The 2,958-nt window shown below is 43.8% G+C and carries 3 protein-coding genes; all 3 read left to right on the top strand.

Annotated features, from left to right (window positions below; genetic code table 11):
• The first annotated feature begins 126 nt into the window (after positions 1 to 126).
• Positions 127 to 357 (top strand): hypothetical protein, encoded by a 231-nt coding sequence (locus U9Q77_07620; protein MEA3287227.1) that lies wholly within the window; start codon positions 127 to 129, stop codon positions 355 to 357.
• 10 nt (positions 358 to 367) lie between these two features.
• Complete coding sequence (locus U9Q77_07615; GenBank protein ID MEA3287226.1) at positions 368 to 724, top strand: four helix bundle protein; 357 nt, start codon at positions 368 to 370, stop codon at positions 722 to 724.
• A gap of 200 nt (positions 725 to 924) precedes the next feature.
• Positions 925 to 2,958 (top strand): hypothetical protein (locus U9Q77_07610; GenBank protein MEA3287225.1); only part of this gene is annotated, 2,034 nt, incomplete at its 3' end.

Raw genomic sequence — 2,958 nt, 5'->3', positions numbered from 1 at the left:
TAAGTATTAAGTGTATGTTTTTGATTTTCAAAGGTATTTAATTTGGGATAAAACTTTTTAATTGTTTTTTTTTCCATTTCTGAGGTTTCAATGCATATATACTATTAGTGACCTAAATTTTATGATATGAAAAATCAAGAGAATTATTTTTGGGGACTGATTGAGGGAGCTCCTTTTTTGCGGGATTATTTGACGGAAATAGAAAGCAAGATCGAACCAGAGGGGGTTGTTGAGGAGCTTTTGGGTTTTTATCGCGAGGTTGATGTTTTGATTGAGGAGGTTTTGGGGGAGGTTTCTCGTCATTCGTCTTTCGTTTTTCGTTATTCGGAAGAGATCAAGGGAGAAGTTAATAAGTAATATAGTTGTTATGGCTTATAATGGATATGAGGATTTGCGGGTTTGGCAGAAAAGTAAGGCTTTGGCTGTTCAGGTTTTTGTTGTTTTGAAAAACTCGAAAGAGTATAAATTGAAGGAGCAAATGACAAAAGCAGCTTTATCAATTCCATCAAATATTGCTGAAGGATATGAAAGAAAATCGTCAAAAGAGTTTATCAAGTTCTTGGGATATTCAAAGGGATCAGCATCTGAACTTAAAACGCAGATCCAAATCGCCAAAGAAACCGGAATAATAAAAGAAAAAACTGCCAACGAAATAATCAATGAGTTAAACACAATCAACTCCATGATAGCAGGCCTAATAAAATCAAATAAGAAAACCCAGTAAAACTTATTACTTATTCACTTACCACTTCCCGAAAGACGAATAACGAAAGACGAATGACGAAAGACGAAAAAAAAATGAAAAAACTCCTAACAATATTCATAGCAATTTCCCTCACAATAAACACCCACTCTCAAACTCCCCTTTCCCCCGGCGATCTCTCAATAATTTGCGTAAATTCTGATGGGGCGAAGAGTTTTGCGGTGCTTTTCTTCTGCGATGTTGAGGCTGGTACGGTTATTCATTTTACGGATAATGCCTGGATGGATGATGAGCAGCAGTTTCGTGCAACTGAGGGTGTTTTGACTTTTACGGCTGCTGGAGCGATAAGCGCAGGCACCGTGGTTTCTTGTCCTTCAAAGGATGGGGGGAATGGCTTTGTGGAATCAGGGTCTTTTAATCCTGCCGGATCAGGGGATAATCTTATTGTGTACCAGGGATCTTCTGATGATCCGTTTTTTATTTTCGGAATTGGTTGGGCCCGGGGAGCATCGGTGTGGGAGTACTCAACTGTCAGCGCCAGCTATCGGTCGGATGTGCCGATGGGCTTGAGCTTTGAGGATGGAACGGTGGTGGGTTTGGGTACTTCGGATGGGTATGGGGTGTCGGTTATTCCGTTATTCAGTGATTCCGTTATTCGTGAAGAGATGTTTGAATTGCTGTCTGATGGCTCGAACTATGATCGCTCGAATTCTGACGAATTCTTGTGGAGCGATGGCGATTTTTTGATTAAACACGATGTTGTTAATACTTTCGACCAGGCTACACGATACTCTGAGCTTGTAGTTAATAGCAACCTTCAACTCGATCACTCGATCACCGTTCACTCGATCACCATTCAACCCGGAGCTACACTGGAAATACTGCCAGGTGGTTCTTTAACGGTAATCGGACAGTTAATTAACCTGGCCGGCGCTGATGCGCTGATAATCAAGGCGGATGAATCCGGATCGGGAGCCTTGTACTCATCAAGCGAAGGAGTTAATGGCACAGTTGAAGTCTATCTGACCCCAGACCAATGGCATTTTGTGTCATCACCAGTAACAGGCACGCAAACTATATCAGAAGTTTTCGGAACGATAGGCGACCATTTGTACGGAGTATACAATTACGATGAACCAACAGCACAATGGATATCTACCAATCCGAATAACCGAATAACTGAATCACTGAATAACGGCTTCAATGCCTTCTATCAAACAAACGCCAAAACACTAACATTCACAGGCACTCTTAATAATTTCCGTAATCGTAGGTTTTTTACAGTTTCCAGGGGAGCCGGTGGGGGATGGAACCTCATCGGCAACCCTTTTCCCGCCCCAATGTGCTGGTCGCAGTACATGATTCAGGAGAACCTTGAGCATGAGACTATTTACGTTACTACCGGTGGATCAGGTGGTGCTACTCAGTGGGATACCTTTAATGGGATGTCGGGAATCGGAGTACCCGCAAATGATGTTGGCAATGTGGCTGTCGGACAAGCATTTTGGGTGCGGGGTGGTGATGGTGGAGGCAGTGTTGGGGTTGGGTGTTATGCTAAGACTTATGGCGAGAGTAGGTTTAAGGGGGGACTGGCTGAAAAGCGTGGCGACTTCGATGGGAGCCTGAATCTAGAGCGCGGCAAGCTCTTCGATGGGGTGGTCCTGACTGAAGAGCGCTGCAAGCTCAACCCGGTCCTGAATCGAGTTCAGGATGACAGATATTATTCGGGGTGTTGGGGGGCTTCTGTTGTTCGCTTGGGGCTTTTTGATGGTGAAATTGCTGATCAGGTGGCTGTTTGCTTTGATCGTAGGGCTGATGTTGGGTTTGATGGAATGGACTCAGAGAAATACGGATGGGATGGTATTCGAATAACGAATAACGAAAGACGAATGACGTCAAGCGGCATTGCAATCCCAATTGAAGACAAACACTGCATAATAGCCGCTTTCCCCTTTTCTGAAAATGAACAAATAATTCCTTTAAGCATATATAATACTCAAAATTCTACTCCCTCCCTCCAGCTCTTAAGTGGTTCAGAGCTTGGTTATACTTCAATCATCCTTGAAGACCGCCTTCTCGGCATCATGCACGATTTGTCTAACCAGCCTGTGTATGAATTCCACGCCGGGGGCGGTTTTCTTTTTGGGAGGTTCTTTTTGAGGGTTGGTTTTGAGAGTGGGGGTGTTGATGAGGTTTGTGGGGTTGAGGAGAATGGAGAATGGAGGATGGAGAGTGGAGAATGGAGAATGGAGAAG

The sequence above is a fragment of the Candidatus Neomarinimicrobiota bacterium genome (assembly GCA_034716895.1).
In the GTDB taxonomy this organism is placed as follows: Bacteria; Fidelibacterota; UBA8477; order UBA8477; family JABMPR01; genus JABMPR01.
This window is presented reverse-complemented; position numbering and strand designations above follow the sequence as displayed.